The organism is Candidatus Firestonebacteria bacterium RIFOXYD2_FULL_39_29 (assembly GCA_001778375.1).
GTDB lineage: Bacteria > Oederibacteriota > D2-FULL-39-29 > D2-FULL-39-29 > D2-FULL-39-29 > D2-FULL-39-29.
On sequence record MFGV01000036.1, the window covers coordinates 14,644 to 34,878 of the forward strand.

Sequence of the window (20,235 nt, forward strand, 5' to 3'; positions counted from 1 at the left end):
CAGGTGATTTAATTCATTGGATTTGATAAAATAATCAGCCATAGCTTGTAGGCAAATATCTTTTTGGAGGATGAATGTATGTTTAAAAAAATGATTTTAATATTTGCAGTTATCTTATCGTGCATTTTCATCCAGGCCGCGGAAAAGCTCATTCTGGTAAATTCGACAACTTTTGACGGATTGACTCCGGCAAGGCAGTATATAGAGGTAAATGGTGTCTGGATTAAACATATCTACCCTCCTTCGGTTTTGATTGTAGATGATAAAAACAGTGAAAAAATAAAAAACATTCACGGAATAACCGGGATTTATACGGATAAAATTGAAAGTCAGGTAATAAGTGCATTAACCGGCTCGGCAAATATTGGCGCAATTGCCTGGAATCAAAACCGGGATTCTCTTAAAAAAGCACCTGCGGCACCAGAAGTTCTTCCTTCCTATTTCTTTGACGGGAGTGATTGTCTTATTTCGCCTGACTACAATGCGGCAAAATATAAAAGTCCGGGTTTTTTTGGTAAGGTGCTTCCTGAGCCTGCTACTTATATGACTACCGGTTATCTTCTTGGGAGTACTGCAATAGGTATTATCTTTCCTCAATGTAACGGGACTAGTGAACCAATCGTGCATACCTGGACCTTGGGTGAAATTGCTACTTATACAAGCACTTATCAAACTGAGATGAATAAATTTATTGCCTCGGAGCCAAAAGCGCATATTACTTTTATCTATGAGATTAAAACAATCCCTGTAGACTTTGAGCCGGCTAACTATGGGAGCACTACTATAAGCGTTGAAACAGCGGGTATTGCCAAATGGATGCCTCAAGTGCTAACGGCTCTTGGTGTTTCCGGTCAAAGAGCGTATTGCAATACTTTGCAGAAGAATTATAAAACGGATTGGGCCTATATGGATTTTGAGGTAGAAGCTACAAATGGAAGATCGTTTGCATACTTTGGCGGGCCTTATACCGTTAACTTTAACCATGCTGCTGGAGCCCATGAAGCGGTTCATATCTATTATGGTCAGGATGAGTATTCGGGAAACGGGAACTCGGATGCTGCTACAACCAGCGGGTATTATTCCACACCGAACACTAATTATTTAGGTGCTGTTGAACCAAACTGTATAATGAAAACAGGCACAGGTACAACTTTTTGTACCTACACAAGAGCTCAGCTGGGTTGGGTTGATTTGAATGCAAATGCTGTTATGGATTTGCTTGAAGTACCGCCTTCCGGAACTGTATCTTTAGGAGGTAAAATATTAACGGGAGTAGCTAAAGCGGGAACCCCTCCCGGTGTTTCTTCTGATTTTGGACCTTGTTGGGGTCCGATATCAGGCTTTACCATAAAAGATATATCTTCCGTCATGTATCGTGTGGATGGCGGAGATTGGGTACCGGCTTCTGCCTCAGACGGGAAATTTGACAGTGCGTACGAACCATATTCCTTCTATCCTACTGCGGAGCATGAAGGTACTACTCATACTCTTGATATAAAATTTACGGAGGCCGCAGGTCTAAGCACTACTATATCAACCACCGTCGGGGTTCTTGATATTCTGGCTCCGGTAAGCAAAGCGGTTTGTTATCCGATTCCGTTTAATCCGAGAGAAGAGGGCGCAAAGTTAAATATTGCCACCGGGGCTGTAAATCAATCCTTTACAGTTGCCATATATAGTATGTCAGGAGAGAAAATAAGGACACTTTCTGAAGCGGGAACAGAAATTTATGCGGATACCGGTTTTGCTTCCTGGAACGGAAAAAATACGGCAGGAGAGGAAGTTGCGAGCGGTATATATTATGTTGTCGCTACGTCAGGTACTAAGACTGCCAAAGGTAAACTATTGGTGAAGAAAAAATGAGAAAACATAAATTTAAAGCACTGATAATTCTTGCTTTTGCCGCGCTCGTTCATGCCGGCGCCGGAAGCACAGGAAATGAAATTTTAAAAATCAATGTTGGTGCTAAGCCTATCGGAATGGGCGGTGCATTTACCGGACTTGCAAACAATGTTGATGCGATATACTATAATCCCGCGGGGCTTGTTCAAATAGAAGAAATGGAGCTTTCCCTTATGCATTCGGAATATATTGTAGATACCCGTTGTGAGTATGCAGCAGTGGCTTTGCCTGTTAAAAATATGACTTTTGGTGTTAATACGGTTTTTGTTTGGAATAGTTTTGAAAAGCTGGATGATTCAGGAACCTTACTTGGAACTATTCTTGTTTACAACTCTGCTACAACTTTTTCCTGGGCTATTGTTCCATTACCTAAGGCAATGCCCGAGCTTTCACTCGGATTAAATGCAAAATATACTTACATGTCTCTTGACGATTTTTTTCAAAGCGCGGTATTTTTTGATCTTGGATTGCTGTATCTTATTGATAAAGATCTGAGTATCGGTTTTATTGCAAAGAATTTCGGGGCGACATTAAACGAGACGAGTGATCCGGCTCCTATTACTGTGAGAGCGGGAGTCGCGTATCTGCTTTCTGTGAATGAACCTGAAAAAAAGAAGATAAAAAGTGTCGGGAATACCTCAATGAGCTCCGGAGTTAAAAAATTCAATAAAAGACAGGAAAAAGGCAGGAATGACGGAAGATTCCGGGGAAAAGATTTAATGCTTACGTTAGATGTGGAAAGGCCCCGCGGCGGTATTTTTTCGGAAGCGTTTGGCGCGGATTATCTGTTTATGGAGGATTTAAATATTCGTGCAGGTATTTCTCTTAAAGGCACGGAAGCAAATATCTCTGCAGGAGTCGGTTTTGTCTATGAAAACTTAAAAATTGATTATTCTGTTATCCTGTCAACTTTTGGACTGCTGCATTACCCGTCTTTGACCATAAACTTTTAGTTGAAATTCGAGTAGATTATCTGTTGTTAAGACGGATCTTTTGACGAGATGCAAATGCGATGTCACAGATAAAACAATATCTATCAATAGTTTCATGTACCACACGTAATTTCTCCTTGAAAAAATGCTCCTATAAATGATATAATTTTTAGATTAACGGTGCTTTTGTATCTTGACGCCGTTACTTGTTTTTTTAAGGAGAAAGTAAAGCATGGATTTGTCTTTTATAAGTGTAGTTCCGGTAACTTATGGGATATTTCTTTTATTCGCAGTAATTGCTATTGCTTCTGCATTTTTAGTGGTTTCGGTCAGAAGCGTCATGCATTCTGCTTTGTTTTTAGCGGTTTTTTTACTTTCTGTTGCCGCCATGTTCTTTGTTTTTGATGCGGATTTCCTCGGGATTGTCCAGATACTTCTCTATGTCGGAGGGGTTATTGTTCTTATTCTCTTTGCCGTAATGCTTACCTCTAGGGTACAAAGTCATCTTTTACAGCAGACAAACGAACAGAAATTTCCGGCAATCATTGTTTGTGTTCTGCTTTTTATAATGCTTTCTTATGCTATTTTGACCTCCGGTTTACAGGGTTTTGAAAAATCAGTTTTGCAGGGAGGAATTACCGGAGATGTCGGACGGCTTTTACTCACGGTATATGTGCTTCCTTTTGAAGTGGCATCCGTAGTTCTTCTTGCCGCTTTGATAGGTGCAATGGCAATTGTAGGTAAAAAAGATGAATAGTCTGTATTTTTATACAATATTAATAGTCAGTCTGGTGCTTTTTTTAATCGGTGTTTACGGCGTATTGACCAGAAGAAATGCTATTGGTATTCTAATGGCGATAGAGATTATGTTTAATTCTGCAAATATTAATCTGGTTGCGTTTAACAAATTTCTTAATTTGGAAAACTCTATCGGGATAATATTTCCGATATTTATTATTACGCTTGCCGCGGCGGAGACTGCAGTCGGGCTGGCTCTTATTCTTTCAATATATAGAAAACTTAAGTCTGTGTATGTTGAGAAAATGGATCTTCTAAAATGGTAGAAAAAATGACGCTTCTTTTATTGATACTTATCCCACTTTTGCCGCTTCTGGCGTTTGTCGTTAACATTTTCTTCGGCAAAAGGGTCGGAACTAATGCGGCTTATGTTTCCCTGGCGGCAATTTCGGTATCTTTTGTTATATCTTTGTATCTCTTCTTTGGCATGCTGGCGGGTGGTGAGAAAATAGTCGAATACACCTTTGACTGGCTTAATTTCGGCAGTTCGGGTGTCAAACTCGGCATAATGCTGGACGGTTTAACCGCTGTAATGCTTGTGGTCGTGACGACTGTAAGCTTGCTGGTTAAACTCTACTCCATCGGCTACATGAACGGGGATCCGAGGTACTCCAGGTTTTATGCATACCTTTCCATGTTCACCGTCGCGATGCTCGGTCTGGTGCTTGCGAACAATTTCCTGCTTTTGTTCATCAGCTGGGAACTTGTAGGGCTCTTTTCTTACCTCCTAATCGGTTTCTGGTATGAAAAAAAGAGCGCTTCAGATGCGGGTAAAAAAGCTTTTATAACGACTAAAGTCGGTGACCTGGGTTTCTTCGCGGGTCTTTTACTTTTGTTTACAGTTTTCGGCACGTTTAATTTTAAAGAGCTGGGAGAACTTGTAATCGCGAATTTAGCTTCCGGCAGTGTGACTGTCGGCATGCTTAACCTGATTGGGATCTTGATCTTCTGTGGTGCGGTCGGGAAATCGGCGCAGTTTCCTTTACACGTCTGGCTGCCTGATGCGATGGAAGGTCCGACACCTGTTTCCGCTTTGATTCACGCTGCTACAATGGTTGCCGCAGGTGTTTATCTGGTGGCCCGGACTTTCTTTATTTACAAATGCGCGCCTTTAGCCATGGCCGTTGTTGGTTATACCGGTGCTTTCACCGCGATCTTTGCCGCTTCTATGGCGCTTGTAGCTTATGATATTAAAAGAGTACTTGCTTTCTCCACCGTGAGCCAGCTCGGGTATATGATAATGGCACTGGGCGTCGGCGGTTATACCGCGGGAATGTTCCACCTCACGACGCACGCTTTCTTTAAAGCCCTTTTATTCCTCGGTGCCGGTTCCGTAATTCACGGCTCAGGAACACAGGATATAAGGGAGATGGGCGGCCTCGGGAAGAAGATGAAGATCACTATGGTGACTTTCCTGATCGCCTGTCTGTCTATATCCGGTATTCCGGGTTTCTCCGGCTATTATTCCAAAGAAGAGGTTCTTTCTGCCGCGTTCAACAGTGGAAATATGGTCATTTATTGGGTGGGTACGATTACCGCTTTTATGACTGCATTTTATATGTTTAGATTATTCTTCATGACCTTTACCGGAACATCGCGTACAGAGATCCATGCGCATGAGTCTCCCAAAACTATGACGGTGCCTTTAATTGTGCTGGCAGTGCTTTCTATCGTTGCCGGCGGGCTTTTTGTTATGGGACATTCTTTTGAACATCTGGTGTATTTTGGTGTCGAGGGAGCGGGGGAAGGCGGAGCGGAAGCGGGTTCTCATTTTGTCAGGAACATGTCTATAACCGTTGCCGTGCTCGGTATCACTCTTGCTTTCTTTATGTACTACCTTAAAAAAATATCCCCGGAATATCTGGCTGAAAAACTGGCTTCAATACATAAACTTCTTAGTAATAAATATTATATAGACGAACTGTATGAAATAATATTTATAAAACCCGTGAAAGGATTAGGTAACTTCCTTTTTAAGTTTGACCAGAAGGTTGTGGACGGCGCGGTTAACGGCTCCGGCTTTATGACGGTACTTATGAGCAAACTGCAAAATCTCTTTGATAAAGTAATAGTGGATGGTGCCGTAAATGGTACCGGTTGGATCGCGAATAAAGGCGGAGAGATACTAAAACAGTTACAGACAGGATTTATACAAAATTATATTCTTATTGCAGTATCCGGACTCTTCGTTATCGTCTTGCTCCGGATAATATTCAAGTAATTTGCTTTAATTGTAAAAAATAAAGAATTATTAGAGCTGTTTGGGTTTGTATCAGTGGAATCCAGTAGCTTTGAAATCTGTGGAATCTTTTTAATGGAGGTTGTATGCCGATTTTAACATTAATTACATTCTTACCGCTTGTGGGCGCTATAGTAATACTCTTTGCGCCGAAGGGGAAGGATAACCTAGTGCGCTGGGTCTCAGCTGTTGTCACGTTCCTTACCATGGTGCTCGGTTTCTATGTGTTCTTTACATTTAATAGAGGGACTGCAGACCTTCAGTTTGTTGAAAGAGCAGCCTGGATACCTTCTTTTGGCATCTCTTACTTTATGGGGCTGGACGGCTTGTCGATGGCGATGTTAGTCCTTACTCCTTTTCTGTCGTTTCTTGCTGCGGTATATTCTTTCAATATAAAAGAGAGAGTGAAAGAGTATTTCTTCTTTTTCCTTCTTCTTGAAACAGGAATGATCGGCGTTTTTGTGGCATTAGACTTCTTCCTTTTCTATATATTCTGGGAGATCACTTTGGTACCGATGTATTTCTTGATAGGGATCTGGGGCGGACCGAGAAAAGAGTACGCCGCTATCAAGTTTTTCCTGTATACGTTGTTTGGTTCCGTAGTAATGCTCCTTGGTATACTGGCTCTTTATCTTTCGAGTCCTATTACTGCTGCAAATCCTACACATACTTTTGACATTATTGAATTATCAAAGATTCACGGTCTTACCCCGGGTTTTCAGCAGTATATTGTTTATGCTGCTCTTTTTCTTGGTTTTGCTATCAAAGTCCCGATTTTTCCGTTCCACACCTGGTTGCCGGATGCTCATGTGGAAGCTCCTACCGCAGTTTCTGTAATACTTGCGGGTGTACTCCTTAAGATGGGTACCTATGGACTGCTCCGTATCAGCTATACAATTCTTCCTGAAGCGACTAAATACTTTGCTATTCCGCTTTTAATACTGGCTTTTATAAATATAGTTTACGGTGCGTTTGTCGCCATGGCGCAAAAAGATCTAAAAAAGATGATTGCGTACTCCTCTGTAAATCACATGGGTTATTGTCTTCTCGGTATGGCGGCCTTATCGACCGTAGGTTTAAACGGAGCAATACTTCAAATGGTGACTCACGGAATTATAACCGGGGCGCTCTTCTTTTTAGTCGGTGTTATCTATGATCGCGCGCACACCCGTGATATCGAGGGCTTTGGCGGACTTATGACTAAAATGCCTGTTTATGCAGGTATTATGATTCTGACCTGCCTTGGTTCACTGGGTCTTCCGGGACTCGCCGGTTTTGTCTCTGAATTTATGTGTTTCTCAGGCGCATTTAGTTCTACCGTAAATCCCGTGGTTTTTAAAATATTCACCGGGCTTTCTGTTGCCGGACTTGTTATTACGGCAGCCTACTTTTTGATAATGATACAAAAGGTGTTTATGGGCCCGCTTAACCCGAAATGGAAAGACCTTCCTGATATGACGGTAAGAGAATATATTGCAATTGTGCCTTTGATTGTTCTTATGCTCCTTCTTGGTGTAATGCCTTTAATAGCTTCTGGTATATCTGTTGAAAGCGTTAACTCCCTTGTTGCGCTGCTCGGGGTAAAAATATGACGGGAGTGATACCTGTTGAGATGCTTCAGGGTCTACTTGCTCTTACCCCTGAAGTATTTGTCTTATGCCTGGCGTTCCTTGTTATTGCGGCAGATATTCTTCTTCCGGTTAAATCAAAGAGGCTTATTCTTGATATTGCAGCTTTTGGATTTGTTTTTGCTCTTATATTGACACTGGGAAATCTCCGCCAGCAGGGCGCTTATTATTTTTATAATGCTATAATAGTTGATTCCTTTGCAGGTTTCTTTAAAATAATAATTCTCGTCTCTGCAATATTTATGCTCATGATGAGCAGGGATTACAAGCCGCTGGAAGATAATAAAATAGGGGAGTACACCTCTTTGGTGGTTCTTGTAACCCTCGGGATGATGCTGATGTCGGGAGCTTCCGATCTTTTAATGCTCTTTTTAAGTGTAGAATTTGTAAGTATAACTTTTTTTGTGCTTGTAGGGTTCCTTAGAAAGGATATGAAAAGCGGGGAGGGAGCGGTAAAGTATTTTCTTCTTGGCGCTTTCTCTTCCGCAGTCTTTGTTTACGGTGCTTCCTTTATAGTCGGAATTACAGGAGCCAGTTCATTTCTTTCTATTCAAAAATATATTATAGCAAACGGTGTCAGTCCGTTATTTATTATTGGTCTAATAATAATGCTTGTAGGGTTTGGCTTTAAAATAGCTCTGGTGCCGTTTCATATGTGGGCGCCGGACGCATATGAAGGAGCACCTACTCCGGTTACTGCTTTTCTTTCTGTAGCTTCAAAGAGTGCGGGAGTTGCAGTACTGGTTCGTACCTTTTTGGCTATCCTTCCGGAAAATGCCAATGTTAATCTGATACTTGCCGTACTTGCCGCGATTACAATGACGGTCGGAAATCTTGTTGCTATTACACAAAACAATGTAAAGCGCTTGCTGGCTTACTCCGGTATCGCCCATGTCGGTTATATTATGATGGGTTTTGTGGCTTATGGTTTACTCGGCGTGGAGTCTGTGCTTATTTATACTCTCGCGTATCTCTTTACAAATATGGGTGCTTTCGCTTTTGCGATAGCTATCTATAACAAAACCGGCAGCGATGATATAAGAGATTACGCCGGACTTTCGGTTGTAAGCCCGGGTCTTTCATTCGTATTTTTTGTTTTCCTCCTTTCACTTGCGGGAGTTCCGCCTACGGCGGGATTTTTTGGAAAATTGATGGTTTTGGGTGCGGCCATTGAAGCGCATTATGTGTGGCTGGCTGTAATAGGCGTGCTTAACAGTGTTATTGCTCTTTATTTCTACGCCCGCATCGCCTATTATATGTACTTTGCGAAGGAAATAAAAATTACTGAACCTTTGAAATTGTCAAGGCCGTTAAATATTATCATTTACAGCTCTTTATTTATGATACTGTGTATTTGTATCCTTCCGGAGCAATTTTTACTCCTTGCGACCCGGACGGTCAAACTGCTTATAGGCTCTTTTCATGCTTTTTAGGACACTATTTGCGTGCATACTTTTTCTAGGGCACTTATTGGCAGCGGAAAGTACTTCCGGTACACCGGCTACCACGACTTCTATGATAACTTCCGTACCTGTGTTGCCAAATTTAAAACCGGAACTGGATAAACAGGGCCAGGAAATAGAACAAATAAAAGTTGCGCACGAAAAAATAGAAAATTCTTATAAAGAATTGAATGCAAAGTATGAAGCTCTTGTCAAAGCAAACTCCGAAATACTGAAAACTTTTAAGGCTTTTGAGGCCGGACTGAAGGTTAACGGTGATAAACTGACAATTGCGGAAAAAAACCTGGAGAATCTAAAGGTAACGCTTGATGTGGTTAATGAAGCGCTGGCCGAGACAAATAAAAAGGCTGAAGCGGATAAACTCATTTTAACCGGGTTGAAAACACAGACAGAATCTTTTAGAGTAAAACTTGATATTGCCAAAGATGATATTAAGGTGGGGTCTGATGAAGCCAGGGCTCTTAAGGATGCCTTATCGATCATGAGAACAAATTTTAACTCTAATATTACTGACACAATAGAATTGAAGAAAAGTGTAAGTGAAATTAAAGTAAAGGAAAGCGGCAAGCCGGCAGAAGGTATTATGGCATGGGAATACCTGGGGATTGTTACTTCAGGAGTGGCAGTGCTGGCGTTGGTGCTATCAATTACGAAGTAAAAAAGTTGCGGGTGACGGGTCGCGAGTTACGAGTGCTAATTAATGAGTTGTGAAATTGAATAATGACACCGTTAAAAAAGACTTTATCTCGGTTTGTCAACGGATGCTGACAAGTATATATTATACATATCGAGAAAAGCTTTGCTTACAAACTTTAAAAACTTTATGAACCTTATAAACTGGAGCTCACAGGAGCGGCACTATGAAAAGCATGACGGGATTTGGCAGGGGGAAGAACGAGTCCGGGAATATTAAATACGCCGTGGAGATAAGCTCGGTAAATCACAAGTATTTTGATGTTAATTATAGGATGGCTTCCCAGCTTATACAGTTTCAGGAGAGAATGAAAGAAATATTAAGAAAAGAAATTGACAGGGGAAGGATTGATCTTGCGATATTTATCCTTGAGGGCTATAAAAATCAAAGAGTTGCCATTAATCATCATCTGGCAAAAGAATATATAAGATCTGTAAATGATTTGAAAAAAAATCTTCATATTAAAGGGGATATTACACTGGCCGATGTAATCAAGCTTCCTGACATATTTAGAGTTTACGAAGAAAAACAGGTAGGCTGGGATCAGATTAAAGAAGCCCTTGAGAAGGCCCTCTCAATGTTTGTGAAAGCGAGAGAGCGTGAAGGGGGAAGAATTAAGAAAGATTTTGTTGCCAGAATTAATACCTTGAAAAAACTCTTAGAGGGTATTGAGAAAACTAACCATAAATCGAAGGGTGACAATAAAAAGCGCATAGAAGATAAAGTAAAAAGCAATTACAAGGATGTTAAAATGGACGCCGGCAGGGTTTACACCGAGGTTTCCCTCATGGTTGAGAAAAGTGATATTTCCGAGGAAATCACGAGACTTAGGAGCCATATTAATGAATTCTACCACATAATAAATTCAAAGGGTACCAAAGGTCGTAAATTGGATTTCCTTGTTCAGGAATTTCTGAGAGAGGTAAATACGATTGGAAGTAAATGCAGTAACAGCGCAGTTTCGCATATGGTGGTTGCTTTTAAAGAAGAACTGGAAAAGATCAGGGAGCAGGTCCAAAATGTTGAATAGCAAAACTTTTAATTCAGTTGTTAAGCGAGCCGTGAAGCCGCAGGGTTTACTGGTTGTAATTTCCTCGCCTACGGCAGTCGGGAAGACTACAGTTTGTAAGGAGCTGGTAAAGAGAGGCAAAGGTTTAATTGTTAATTCTATTTCTGCCACCTCCAGGTTGCCCAGAAAAGGAGAGCAGGAAGGTCTGGATTATTTTTTTGTAGGCAGGAAATTTCCGGAACTTATCAAGCAGGATTACTTTTTGGAATGGGAACAGGTCCATGAGAGTTATTATGGTACGCCGAAAAAATATATTGAAGAACAGGTGGCAAAAAATAAAGCGATAATTTTGACGATAGATGTAAAAGGAGGAGCCACAATAAGGAAAAAATTCAAAAATTCAGTCCTGATATTCCTTCTTCCGCCGTCGCTGGAAGTAATGAAAAAACGTCTGGAAAAAAGAGGTACAGAAACTGCGGCGCAGATCAAAGTGCGGCTTAATACTACCGTAAAAGAGTTGGAATATCTTAAAAAGTATGATTATTTAGTGGTTAATGACAGCTTAAATGAAACGGTAAAGACAATTGAAAGCATAATCCTGGCAGAAAGACATTGTATTGGCAAAAAATAATTTGGGTAAAAAAATGTAGTACAGACAGGGTTTATCTGGTATAATAACGCTTTCAAAATATAAAAACTGGTACTGGGTACTAGGTTCGCATTTTGGAGTTATTAATATAGTAATACCACATTAATGTAAGACTTTATGAACTTTAAAAACCTTACAAACTTTACAAACTGTTTTTAGGAGGAAGAATGAGTACATTTTATCTGGAAAAGTTACTTGATAAGGAAACGAATAAATTCAGGGTTTCTGTTGTTGCAGCACTACGGGCAAGAGTGATAAATGAAAGGGAAAATGATGATAAGAAGTCCTATGCCAGAGTTGCCACACAAGCGCTTGAGGAAGTTTTGAATCATAAAGTGAAGTATGTTGAATCAAAAAAGAAATCCAAGTAATAGTATCTCTGAAGTAGTCAAAGCGCTTCAGAATGAAGCAAAGCAATCCCTGGAAGACGGGTTTGTTTACTTTAAGGAAGATTTAAAGGCAAGTATGAAGGAAACGGTAATTGTGAATAAAAATAAAACCAAAAGCAGGATAGAGCCTGTCTGCCCCGTTGTTATTACCAAACAAGGTAAAGCCAATGCAAAAGTTCTAAAAGCTTATTTCGAAGAGATAAAAAACTGCAAAAAATGTTCTCTTTGTAAGACCCGTACTAATTTTGTTTTCGGAGAAGGCAGTCCTGAAGCAAAGCTTATTTTTATCGGGGAAGCTCCCGGCGCGGATGAGGATGAACAAGGAAGGCCTTTTGTCGGGCGGTCAGGGCAGCTTCTTACCAAAATAATAGAGGCAATCGGGTTTAAAAGGGAAGAAATATTTATTTTAAATATCTTAAAATGCCGTCCGCCTAATAACCGGGCGCCGGAACCGGAAGAAATAAAACTTTGTATTCCGTATCTTTACAGGCAAATAGAGATATTAAAACCAAAACTCATCTGTACTCTTGGAAATCCGTCAACTCAGACTTTGTTAAACACTAAAGAAGGAATTACAAAGCTTCGCGGCAGGGCGCTCGACTGGAATGGAATAGAGGTGGTGGCGACTTTTCATCCGTCGGCCTGTCTTAGGAATCCTGCTTATAAGGTGGATGTATGGAAAGATGTAAAATTCCTAAGGAAAGAATATGACCGTCTATGCGGAAGTAGCAATTAATGCCCCTTCGGGGAAAACTTTTCACTATATAGTACCGGAATACCTTGCCTCTAAGCTTAACTTATTTCAAAGAGTAATAATACCCCTTGGTTTCCGTAAAACAACGGGTTTTGTGGTGTCTTTCCCTAAAGAAAGTACAATTAAAGGGTTAAAAGAAATAATCGGGCTTTATGATCCGTTTCCTGTAATTGCACAGCCTCTTTTCTCGCTCGCAAATTGGATCTCAAAAGAGTATTGCGCTTCGTTAGGACTTACCCTGCATGCCATGTATCCGGGAAAATTGAAATATTTCCCGACGAGAAAAAAAGAGTGGCAGCCGGAATGCGGACTTATAATCAGGAACGGGAAAAATGAAGTAAGCGGGATTGAAGCTCCCCTTTCTGACCGGGTTGATTACTATCTGAAAGAAATAGAAAATATTTTACAGGAGAAAGAGACTGTACTCCTTCTTGTTCCGGAAGTTGCACACATAGAGACCTTTGCGGCACAAATTGAAGAGCGGTGTAAGTCACCTGTTATCCGTTTTAGTTCGCGGCTCAGTCATGGCGCAGCTTTTGAAGCGCTCAAAGGGATGCTTTATCCTTTTCCGAAGGTTATTGTTGCAACCAGGCAGGCGGCATTTCTTCCTATAAACGGGCTTTCGACTATCATTGTGGAGGAGGAGAACTCTTCCGCGTATGAAAGTGATGAAACTCCGAGGTTTTCAACGGTTTCTGCGGTACTTAAGAGGGGTGAACTTGAAGGGTTAAAAGTACTTCTGGGGTCATACTCTCTTTCTCTGAACGCGGTGAATAAGTATCCTGTTGTTCTGAGAAAGTCACAAGACTATGCCTGTCTTGAACTGGTTGATTTCTATGATAAAAATAAAGTGATATCTTTCAAGCTGGATAATGCTTTCAAAGAAGCTTTGAAAAACGGGGGCCGTGGTGTTTTACTCGCAACCCGCAAGGGTTTTTCCACTTCACTCCGTTGTAATGATTGCGGGGAAACGGTTAAATGTGAAAAATGCGGTGTCGGTGTGACTATTCATAAAGAGGATAATACCATCCGGTGCCGTTACTGCGGTAAAAAAAGTAAGATACCTGACAGCTGTTCGTCTTGCAAAGGAATTTTGCTTTATGCCGCGGGGCTTGGTGTTGAAAAAGCTGCCCAGGAGATAAAGAAGACTCTGAAATATGTCCCGATGGAGAGGATAGATTCTGAACTTTTAACCAAGGGGTCGGAAAAGAAGGCCGCTTTAAAAAGATTTGTTGATGGGAAAACTGAAATCATCGTCGGGACTCAGTTGGCGATGCCTTATGTGAGAGAGATGAAAAAGGGAGTCGTGGGGCTTCTTGGTTTTGATTATGTAACAAATCTTCCTTCGTTTGATTCCACGGAAAAAGCTCTGGAACTCGTACTTTCTATTTTGGATGCTTCAAATCCGGGCGTAAAGGTGTTTGTCCAGGTGATGAAAAAAGAAAACAGGATAATGGAAGCACTCATTAAAAAGGAAGTAGAAAAGTTTAAGAACGAAGAGCTTAAAATGCGGGAAGTGCTGAAATATCCGCCGTTTTACCGGCTGGGCGAGATCCTGATTTCAGGGAAAACCGAAGAAGAAGCAGGAGTGAGAGCAGTAGAATTTATGGATTGCCTGGCAAGAAAAGGGGATAAGAATGTTGAAGTTTTAGGTCCTATCCCTGCCTGCCTCCCGTCAAAAAAAGGCAAAGCCGTGCAGATACTGGTCAAGGGTAAAACCGGAGTCAGCGAAGCGGTATCTTATGCTATTGCTCTTCTTGAGAAAAAATATACAAATGTAAGAAAATGCTTGGATGTTACAATAAAGTAAAAATAGAGTAATAACTAAGAATAAAGCACTAAGCACTAAATAGGAAGTTTATTAATAATAAGCACATTGATTTTGTTTAGTGCTTGAGAATTAGTTATTCAGACTGTGTCGCAATTAGAAAAATATATTTTACTACACAACAGATTGTAGTTGCTCGATTTATCAAGCCTATATATTGTGGCCGTGAAGCTAAAAATTGAATTGCGACACAGTCTGTATTAGTGATTAGAATTTAGATCTTAATTATTGAGTTTAGATTCGTCTTGCAAGTAATTAGTATTTGACCTATAATAATCTTATTAAATGAGCTCTAAAAGGAATAAAAATGAAAAAACATCTCTTTCTTCGTTTACTTCCCCTTCTTTTTTTGCTTTCCTTACTTCCCTTGAACGTCTTCGCTGAAAAGTATGTTTTTAAAGATGGGACGCTGATAAACGGTAAGCTGGTCTCAGAGACAGGTATGCAGTATACGGTTAAGACGGACATCTTCGGGGACGTCACTTTTTTAAAGGAACTTGTTAAAGAGGTGGTTAAAGAAACTCTCGGAATAAAAGAAGAAGTTAAAGATGTTCCGAAAGTGTATAGCAAACCGGTAAAGATCTCGATTATGGACTTTGAATTACAGTCAAATAATCCCATGTACGCCTACTTCGGTAAGGGTTTTGCCGAGTTTATAAGTGTTGAACTGTCAAAGTCGAAGGATATTGCACTTGTGGAAAGAGAAAAGAGACGTGAAATAATTGAAGAGCAGAAATTCACGCTTACCGGACTGGTTGACGAGAAGGATAGCATCAAGATAGGAAAGATGCTGGCGGCTAACTACCTGGTCACCGGAAAAATAATTGATATTGTTGGAAGGATCTTTATAACTTACCGCGTGGTAGATACCGAGACGGGTTTGGTGTTATTCGACGGCAAACTCGAGGAAGATCCGGGAAAATATGACTACATCTCGGCTTTTATTGCAAAAGCAGTTCTCGTTAATTTCTCGGCAGTTGTCCCGGCTGATACTGAGCTAAAGATTGCCAGAGCACAGTCAAAATCGGTTGAAGTCGCAGTTAATTTCTCTCAGGCCGTTAATTCCTATGATAAAAAAGATTATGTCTCGGCGAAGAAGGACCTGGCGGAAGCAAAAAAACTTGACCCGACCAATGACGCTGTTAAATTCTATATAAACAAGCTTTTTAAAAATACGACTAAATTTAAAGTTATGCCTGAGCTTTATGTTTCCTATCAGAATCCGGCATTTTTGAGTTTCCTGGATTCAGATACTTTCTTTTCTTCAAGCAGCGGGATAACCCCGGTAAATGATCCGACACTTTTAATTGCCACACCCGGAGCAGAGCAGGGAGTTGCTGAAAGCGCAACAAAGGGCTTAAACGCTTACTACTTCCCTGTACTTTCGGGTTTTGGTGTGGGTTTTGAATACTTCTCCTTTGCCATTAAAGATGCCATAAATGGACAATATAATAGTATCGGTTCCGCTCAAAGCGGGGGAAAGCCATATTACACTGTTGTTGCAAACAACAATATCACGGACTCCGGAGTTATCGTTACGGCAGGAGTTAAAGTTAATAAAAATTTCTCACTTGGGCTCGGAACAAGTATGTACAATCAAACAAGGAGTTTTTACCTGCTCAATAAACTGTCATTACCTCCTTTGGATGAGAATAGCTCCGAGTACAGCAAGAGAGCGTCTACGGCTCTTGCCTGGCAAGCAGGATTGGTGCTGATGGATGATACGGCTTCCGTGCTCTTTGATTCTTACTATGCCGCTACGAACGAAAAACTGTATAAGTATTCATTTTCTCTGGATGATTTTACCGCTTACAATGTTCCTGCCGTTTTGGAGAACACGCTCAGCTTCTCTTTGAATGACAGGCAGACGTTCCTGGTATTAAAGCAGAATAATTATCTGTACAGTGATGTCAACTATTACATCGGTAATCTTACGCCGGCGGCCGAACAGTGGTTCTTTAACACTTTTTCGCTTAGGGCGGGGTATGAGCTTACGTATATGTACCTTCTGGGAGTGAAATCAACAGGCGGAGGCTATACGATTGGCTTTACTCTCCCGTTTGAGTTTCTGGTAAAACTTAATCTTGATATAAATTATACCGCAAGGCAGCGTCCGTCAAGGAATCTCGAAGGTCTCAAAATTGACGAGAAAATACTTTTTATAACGGTATCCGCAAGCGAGCTTTTCTTTGGCACCAAGAAAAAATGACCCGGAAAATCAGGTCTTCCGCCGCGGCGGATGCCGAAATATATTTATGTTAAGGAAGGCAGATGGCACAGATAGAACAATGATCTATTAGGGATAGGTCAAACATTATTAGAACTATATTAATATCGTTACAACGCTTTTACTTTCCGCCACAAAGCGTTGGCGGACTCCGTTTCACTTCGCGAGTTTCGAATTCGACTTTCCATTAAAACAAATATTTAGTCGTCCGCCGGTCTTTTTGGAGGATAGAGCTTCGAATTTGTTTTATGTTATTCCGTCAGCTTCTTCAACGACTGCGCGTGGGTGAAAAATTCCTTTGGTGTCATGGATTTTAAGAAGACCATACCTCTGGTTGCGCGTGTTCTGGCGACCGGGTGCGATAAAAAGAAGTCCCTGCCAAGACAGGTCTTTATTACCGAATACTGCTCCACCATTATTTTCTGCGCCAAGTCTGAGAAAGGTCCGTCGTATTCGTAGCTCGGGAAGGATGCGGATCTTTGCGAACCGAAACAATCGATAAAGGCGGTACGCATGATTGCGAGAGAATTCATTGAAACCGGTACGAAAATGTCGGCTTCCGAGGGGTGGAACCTGAACCAGACATTCCTGTAACCCCAGACTGTTACTTTTCTTGTTTTATCCTCGTTAAGATATATCTTTAGGGCTTCCGCTATTGTCTGTAGTATCTTGTAATGTGTATCCGGTCCGCTGGCTTCCGGGTCAAAGGCAACGGTAACTATCGTGGGTTTGGTTTTTCTAAGGAGTTCAAGCGTCGGCTGAACATCACGTTCGACTTCGGGGTTCTGTGTGAAAATATCCCCGGTATAAAAACCGAGACGGAGATGGAAGATATGGTCACAACTGAACCCGAGATGACCCCAGGTAAGTTCTTCTTCCCACTCACGCACCGTCCCTTTTAGTTTCTGGACGAGCGGACTGTCTTTTTTCCCGGGATAGCTTGTTGAAAAATAGTCGTTTAGCTTCTTAATTTCTTTAAGTATCTCCACGGGAGTTGTTTTTTCTGTGAGTTCCATCAGATTCCGGAGTAAACGCCTTGTTTCACCTTCTACCTGCATCTCTTTCTTGTTGGCCGCGACACCGTCCAGATACTGATAAATATCCCTGTTACGGCTTGCCTGGTTGTCTTTTGCAAAATAGCCTTTCGAAAGAAGTTCTCCAAACTCTTTATTTATAAGCTTTTTCTCCAGATTATTCATGATGGAGAGGATATAGGAGCTGGTAACAGAAGTAAAACCGCTTGTTAGAGTCGCAAAATAATGTTCGTTCTTCGGATTTCTGACCAAGTGAAGGATGTAAGGGAGATAGCCGAGCATTATATCGTCATGATGAGGCGCGGTATGCAGTATCACCTGATCGGAGAGGTTTTCCGAACCCTTTAGCATCTTTTCTTTAATATCGCAGGCAATTTTGGCAGCGGTGTCTAAAATATCCCTGTCATGTTTTAAAAGATGATTCCCGAGTTTGTCAGCCGCGAGATCCTCCGTTTCCAGTTCGATAAGCCGTTTCTTATTCTTATAAGCTACATCTATTAAGATCTTTTCTTTTGCTTCAAGGGGTATATTATTCCCGTAAGCTTTTAGATTTTCAAGCCGTCTTTCTGTGAGCCGTGCTGCTGCGCCGTGGGTAATGTAAAATGCCGCGCCTTTTAGATTTTGGAGGGCGGTTGCCGGATAAAGGACCGAAGGGGTATTTTCCACTGCATCTTTTACGACCTTTGCTTTGGATTCACCTGCCGCAATGATAATTGCAGTTGCGGTTGGGTTTGTGGTAATAGTCTTAAGTCCGATGGTTATAACTACTTTCTGGCGTGATATTTCAATGCCGCCCAGATCAGTTGCCGCGGCCGCCGCTGTTTCATAATTAATAGGAATAAGCCTGGTCGTAGAGAAGTGGTCCGAACCTCTGATGTTAAACCCTATATGCCCGTCCGGACCTATACCTCCGAGAAAGAAACCGATACCTCCGGCCTTGGATATTTTTTCTTCGTATTCCATAGAGAACTGATCAGCCGCGGTAATGGCATTATACTGTAACCTGTCCGCTTCGGTTACCGGCTGTCTGAATCGGAGGGAGAGGTCAACTTTGTTATTTCCAAAGACCGAGCCGAGATTTTTACCCTCAGGTGCGCCGTTAACCCAGGTGTCAATTAGAATGGCTTTTTTTGCATCGAGGCCGAATTCTTTAAAATAAAATTTGTGTATGTAATAAGCAAAACTATTTTCCTGAGAGGGATTTAGCGGGTAAAATTCGTCTATTTGTACGAAAGTAAAAGAGGAAATATCCGGTTTTTTGGATGTATCTATGCCCCAGCTTTCGAGATCTTTTTTAACTTCGGCTTTACTCCAGTTGGAGAGGTAATGATTGGTCCATTTGATGAAATGCTCCGGAGTCTTGCCGGTAGGAAGTGACACAACACCTTCCGGATTTTTGATCATCCACTCTACAAAACGAAGAGCTGTAAGCTTGCCCAGAGAGGGAAAGTCGGAAACTTCTATTACTTTAAGCTTTTCTGTCGGAGTGTAAATAGCTTTCTTTTTTGTTTTTTGGATGGCAGTTGCTTCTACTTTTGAACTATTATCATAATTTCGCATTATTTGCCTTTCTTTTTTCTAAGATGTTTGATAAAATTAACAGGCTGTAGAAAATATAATAATGGTACTAAATAATGGTCATAACACAGCCTGTTATCTCACCATTTGCTCTCAAATGGCGGATAAAGCAGAAAGGTATTATAACATTATTTCCTGGATATAACAAGTAACACTTAACATTTGTTTGACTACATTTAACATATGGAGCTTGAAAAATGAAAATAATAGACGTTCACACTCACTTCTTTCCTGACAATATCGGACCATCTACGGTAAAGATGCTTGCCGAGAAGGCAAAGATCAGCGCTTCCGGAGACGGGACTGCAGCTTCAATGCTTGAGTATATGAAACTTGACGGAGTTACAGTTTCGGTAAATGACCCGGTTGCGACCAAAAAAGAGCAGGTGAAAGGTATTAATAAAAGAATGATAGAGTTTAACAAAACTTCAAAGAACATTATCGGCTTTGGAGCTATGCACCCGCTTTACATGGAGATAGGCAATCCGGTGGAAGAGATCGAGTTCCTTGCCGAAAACGGTATAAAGGGTATCAAACTTCACCCCGAATATCAGACGTTCTATCCTGATGACCCTTCTATGAAAAGTATTTACGAGGCTTGCGCGAAGAACAATATAATTACACTTTTTCACGCCGGAGTTGATTTTGCTTACCCCGATCTGGTGCATGCTACGCCAAAACGTCTGTTGGAAGTTTCCAAGGTAACCGGACTTAAAATGATACTCGCACACACGGGTTCCTATCAGATGTGGGATGAAGTACTCGAGGTCCTGGCCGGCAGGGATATTTATTTTGATACTTCGTATTCCGCTGAGATAGACAAGGATACGATGAATAAAATAATAAGAAAACACGGTGCAGAAAGAATGATTTTTGGTTCCGACTTCCCCTGGATGAGAGCAAGAAAAGTGATAGACATGATAGAAAGTTTAGGGCTGGATACAGATACGAAAGAAAAGTTGTATTATCGGAATGCGGAGAAACTGCTGAATATAGAGATTTAGTCTATAACGTCTATAAGCAAAACTTTTCTCGATAGGAAATATATTTAGTTGTCAACATTTGTTGACATGCGAGATAACGGTCGAAAAGTCCGTAAAAGTAAAATCGT

15 protein-coding genes and 1 pseudogene are annotated in these 20,235 nt (G+C 41.1%); 15 read left to right on the forward strand and 1 reads right to left on the reverse strand.

Annotated features, from left to right (window positions below; all coding sequences use genetic code 11):
* The first annotated feature begins 78 nt into the window (after positions 1–78).
* The 14 genes and pseudogenes from A2536_08520 (at position 79) to A2536_08585 (ending at position 16,494) form a co-directional block, all read left to right on the forward strand.
* Entirely contained in the window at positions 79–1,863 is a 1,785-nt protein-coding gene (locus A2536_08520) for a hypothetical protein (protein ID OGF46804.1), read from the forward strand.
* Entirely contained in the window at positions 1,860–2,855 is a 996-nt protein-coding gene (locus A2536_08525; GenBank protein ID OGF46805.1) for a hypothetical protein, read from the forward strand. The genes A2536_08520 and A2536_08525 overlap by 4 nt, the downstream gene beginning before the upstream one ends.
* Before the next feature lie 211 nt (positions 2,856–3,066).
* On the forward strand, positions 3,067–3,591 hold the full coding sequence (locus A2536_08530) for a hypothetical protein (GenBank protein OGF46806.1): 525 nt from the start codon (positions 3,067–3,069) through the stop codon (positions 3,589–3,591).
* Positions 3,584–3,898, forward strand: coding sequence for an NADH-quinone oxidoreductase subunit K (locus tag A2536_08535; GenBank protein ID OGF46807.1), 315 nt, complete (start codon positions 3,584–3,586; stop codon positions 3,896–3,898). Before A2536_08530 ends, A2536_08535 begins: the two co-directional genes overlap by 8 nt.
* Before the next feature lie 5 nt (positions 3,899–3,903).
* Positions 3,904–5,970: pseudogene (locus tag A2536_08540) on the forward strand (hypothetical protein).
* Positions 5,958–7,463: an oxidoreductase gene (locus tag A2536_08545; protein ID OGF46808.1), complete on the forward strand. Its 1,506-nt coding sequence runs from the start codon at positions 5,958–5,960 to the stop codon at positions 7,461–7,463. The pseudogene A2536_08540 and the gene A2536_08545 overlap by 13 nt, the downstream one beginning before the upstream one ends.
* Before the next feature lie 20 nt (positions 7,464–7,483).
* Positions 7,484–8,932, forward strand: coding sequence for a hypothetical protein (locus A2536_08550; GenBank protein OGF46835.1), 1,449 nt, complete (start codon positions 7,484–7,486; stop codon positions 8,930–8,932).
* Positions 8,933–8,969: 37 nt separating this feature from the next.
* Positions 8,970–9,620, forward strand: coding sequence for a hypothetical protein (locus tag A2536_08555; GenBank protein ID OGF46809.1), 651 nt, complete (start codon positions 8,970–8,972; stop codon positions 9,618–9,620).
* Between the two features lie 202 nt (positions 9,621–9,822).
* Positions 9,823–10,686: a YicC family protein gene (locus A2536_08560; GenBank protein OGF46810.1), complete on the forward strand. Its 864-nt coding sequence runs from the start codon at positions 9,823–9,825 to the stop codon at positions 10,684–10,686.
* On the forward strand, positions 10,676–11,296 hold the full coding sequence (locus A2536_08565; GenBank protein OGF46811.1) for a guanylate kinase: 621 nt from the start codon (positions 10,676–10,678) through the stop codon (positions 11,294–11,296). The genes A2536_08560 and A2536_08565 overlap by 11 nt, the downstream gene beginning before the upstream one ends.
* Positions 11,297–11,481: 185 nt before the next feature.
* Positions 11,482–11,685, forward strand: a complete 204-nt coding sequence (locus tag A2536_08570; protein ID OGF46812.1) for a hypothetical protein — start codon at positions 11,482–11,484, stop codon at positions 11,683–11,685.
* A gap of 94 nt (positions 11,686–11,779) precedes the next feature.
* Entirely contained in the window at positions 11,780–12,439 is a 660-nt protein-coding gene (locus A2536_08575) for a uracil-DNA glycosylase (GenBank protein OGF46836.1), read from the forward strand.
* The gene (locus A2536_08580; protein OGF46813.1) at positions 12,411–14,267 is read left to right on the forward strand and encodes a primosomal protein N'; all 1,857 of its coding nucleotides are present in this window, start codon (positions 12,411–12,413) and stop codon (positions 14,265–14,267) included. Before A2536_08575 ends, A2536_08580 begins: the two co-directional genes overlap by 29 nt.
* Before the next feature lie 325 nt (positions 14,268–14,592).
* The gene (locus A2536_08585; GenBank protein ID OGF46814.1) at positions 14,593–16,494 is read left to right on the forward strand and encodes a hypothetical protein; all 1,902 of its coding nucleotides are present in this window, start codon (positions 14,593–14,595) and stop codon (positions 16,492–16,494) included.
* Between the two features lie 269 nt (positions 16,495–16,763).
* On the opposite strand, the gene A2536_08590 is transcribed toward A2536_08585, so the two are convergent.
* Positions 16,764–19,109 (reverse strand): glucosamine-6-phosphate deaminase, encoded by a 2,346-nt coding sequence (locus tag A2536_08590; GenBank protein ID OGF46815.1) that lies wholly within the window; start codon positions 19,107–19,109, stop codon positions 16,764–16,766.
* 212 nt (positions 19,110–19,321) lie between these two features.
* Here A2536_08590 and A2536_08595 point away from each other — a divergent pair, with 212 nt between their 5' ends.
* Positions 19,322–20,128 carry a hypothetical protein gene (locus A2536_08595; protein OGF46816.1) on the forward strand — a complete coding sequence of 269 codons (807 nt, stop codon included), beginning with the start codon at positions 19,322–19,324 and terminating at the stop codon, positions 20,126–20,128.
* The last annotated feature ends 107 nt before the right edge of the window (positions 20,129–20,235 follow it).

Excerpts from the sequence above, each read along its gene's own strand:
- A2536_08520 (OGF46804.1), top strand. The coding sequence starts at position 79 with ATGTTTAAAAAAATGATTTTAATATTTGCAGTTATCTTATCGTGCATT.
- A2536_08525 (OGF46805.1), top strand. The coding sequence starts at position 1,860 with ATGAGAAAACATAAATTTAAAGCACTGATAATTCTTGCTTTTGCCGCG.
- A2536_08530 (OGF46806.1), top strand. The coding sequence starts at position 3,067 with ATGGATTTGTCTTTTATAAGTGTAGTTCCGGTAACTTATGGGATATTT.
- A2536_08535 (OGF46807.1), top strand. The coding sequence starts at position 3,584 with ATGAATAGTCTGTATTTTTATACAATATTAATAGTCAGTCTGGTGCTT.
- A2536_08545 (OGF46808.1), top strand. The coding sequence starts at position 5,958 with ATGCCGATTTTAACATTAATTACATTCTTACCGCTTGTGGGCGCTATA.
- A2536_08550 (OGF46835.1), top strand. The coding sequence starts at position 7,484 with ATGCTTCAGGGTCTACTTGCTCTTACCCCTGAAGTATTTGTCTTATGC.
- A2536_08560 (OGF46810.1), top strand. The coding sequence starts at position 9,823 with ATGAAAAGCATGACGGGATTTGGCAGGGGGAAGAACGAGTCCGGGAAT.
- A2536_08565 (OGF46811.1), top strand. The coding sequence starts at position 10,676 with ATGTTGAATAGCAAAACTTTTAATTCAGTTGTTAAGCGAGCCGTGAAG.
- A2536_08570 (OGF46812.1), top strand. The coding sequence starts at position 11,482 with ATGAGTACATTTTATCTGGAAAAGTTACTTGATAAGGAAACGAATAAA.
- A2536_08575 (OGF46836.1), top strand. The coding sequence starts at position 11,780 with ATGAAGGAAACGGTAATTGTGAATAAAAATAAAACCAAAAGCAGGATA.
- A2536_08580 (OGF46813.1), top strand. The coding sequence starts at position 12,411 with ATGACCGTCTATGCGGAAGTAGCAATTAATGCCCCTTCGGGGAAAACT.
- A2536_08585 (OGF46814.1), top strand. The coding sequence starts at position 14,593 with ATGAAAAAACATCTCTTTCTTCGTTTACTTCCCCTTCTTTTTTTGCTT.
- A2536_08595 (OGF46816.1), top strand. The coding sequence starts at position 19,322 with ATGAAAATAATAGACGTTCACACTCACTTCTTTCCTGACAATATCGGA.